This window comes from Ignatzschineria sp. LJL83 (assembly GCF_054871845.1).
On sequence record NZ_JBTXLY010000027.1, the window covers coordinates 1 to 2,204 of the forward strand.

Below are 2,204 nucleotides of genomic sequence, written 5' to 3' on the forward strand. Positions count from 1 at the left end.
TATACAGCAGGTACAGCAAATGCTCGCATGTCTGAAATCAGTGCAGATCCAGTAACGATTACCGCAGATGGTCAAACACAATCAACCATTACCGTTCAACTTCGAGATGAATTTGGTAATGCATTAACAGAAAGTATTGGTCCATCAGCTGTCACGATCACGCATAAAGGTGAACGTACGGGAGATGAGTACAATAGTACTGCTGTGGATAATGGCGATGGTTCTTACTCGGTAACAGTTACTTCAAAACAAGCAGGAGAAGATAGCTTTGGATTTAGGGTCTTAACGGCATCAGGTAACGGTGAAGCAACAGTTATCTATACCTCAGGAGAAGCTTCAGCAACACAATCAGAGATTTCATTATCACCAGCAATTATTACAGCAGATGGTGAAGCGGAATCGATTGTGACAGTGACGCTGAAAGATCAGTTTGGCAACAGATTGAACTCTAATGGTAATGCAACCTTGCGTTTAACACTTTCTAATAACAAAGGAAATATTACTCAAGAATTAATGTATAACGGTGCTGATACAGGCCAATTTACAGGTAAAATTACGTCGACAGCAGAAGGTTTTGATGATGTAAGCTTTACTTTAAATGGCACGTTAGCAGGAGAAAAAGGTACAGCAAAACTTGAGTACCGTGCAGGAGGTTATAGCTTAACGACATCCACTATTGAGTTAAGCAAAGCGGAGATTACGGCGGATGATGTTGACTCATCTATCGTAACCGTAACACTACGTGACCAACATCAAAATATTGTGACAGATCTTCATGACATCCGTTTAGTAGGATTAAATAATGGTCATTTAGAAACAGAAGGTTCATTAGTATTACATTCTGCCAACAATGATGGGATCTATAGCGGTGTGATTACTTCACGTATTGCAGGTGAAGATACACTTCGCTTCTCAGTGGATCAAGAAGCAACGTCACAAGACTTTAAAGTCATTACGTATATTGCGGGAGAAGCATCGACTGAAACAACGACGATGACAGCGAGCCCAGTTAGTATTGTGGCAAATGGTCATGATGTTGCGACAGTGACGGTTCAATTACGCGATAAATTTGGTAATAGCTTAAATCGTGAAATTGCTCAAGGTGTAAAACTTGATGCAACAACGCTAGAGTTTGGTGAGAGTGAAAGTGGATCATTAGAGATGGTTTACAATCAAGGTGGACGTTATATCTTGACGCTTAAATCTACTAAAGCGGGTGTAGATCAGTTGAACTATATCTTAGGCGCTAGCAATGAAAAAGGTAAAACGCCGACATCATTAACGTACACCGCGGGTTCAGTTAGTTTAGTGAACAGTACTATTACCGTAGATCCTGAAGTGATTGTTGCAGATGGTATTACGGAGAGTACGGTAACGGTACAGTTTAAAGATGCTTTTGGTAATAACCTTACAGCAAATGCGGGTCGAGTAATCTTAGATGAACTCACATATGGAGAGTTAAAAGATCGTCGAATGACTTACCAAGCAGGTACAGGTAGCTATATTGGAACGATTGTTTCAGAGAAAGCAGGTACAGATATCATTGGTTATCGTATTGATGGTATTGGTTTTGGTGAAGAAACAACAACACTTACCTATATTTCAGGCGCTGTAGATCTTAACGAAACGACGATTACTGCAGACCGAACGACGATTAAAGCAGATGGAATTGAGAGCGCTACGATTACGGTTCAATTACGTGATGCAAAAGGAAATATCGTTCCAGAGCAAGCGGGAGAAGTGAGTTTATTAGGATTAGACAGTGGTGTAATCGTAGAAGCGATGACATATCAAACGAATGGTCGTTATGAAGGGAAGATTGCTTCCACGATTGCGACAACAGAAGCGATAGGTTATCAATTATCAACAGAAGCAGGTTCTAGTAAAAATACGGTTTCAATGACGTATACACCAGGAGACTATGTACTTGAGTTCTCAGAGATTACGGCAAACCCACAATCTATTGAAGCGAATGGTACAACACGCTCAGAAATTACAGTGCAGTTGAAAGACATGCATGGCAATAATGTTCTGGGAAATCCAACGGATGTATATGTCACAGCCTTAGTTTATGGTGAATTTAGTGATCAACGTGATTACCGATTTACACCGCAAGGAAATGGTCGTTACACCGGTTATGTAACATCGAAGAAAGTCGGTAGTGATGTTATTGGATTTACCACAGATCAAGGGCAGGCTGCAGG

Annotated in this window: 1 protein-coding gene; it reads left to right on the forward strand. The window is 40.7% G+C overall.

Annotated elements, in window-relative coordinates; all coding sequences use genetic code 11:
- Positions 1 to 2,204: invasin domain 3-containing protein (locus ACYSN2_RS11055; protein WP_461750307.1), on the forward strand; the 2,204-nt coding region annotated here is incomplete at both ends.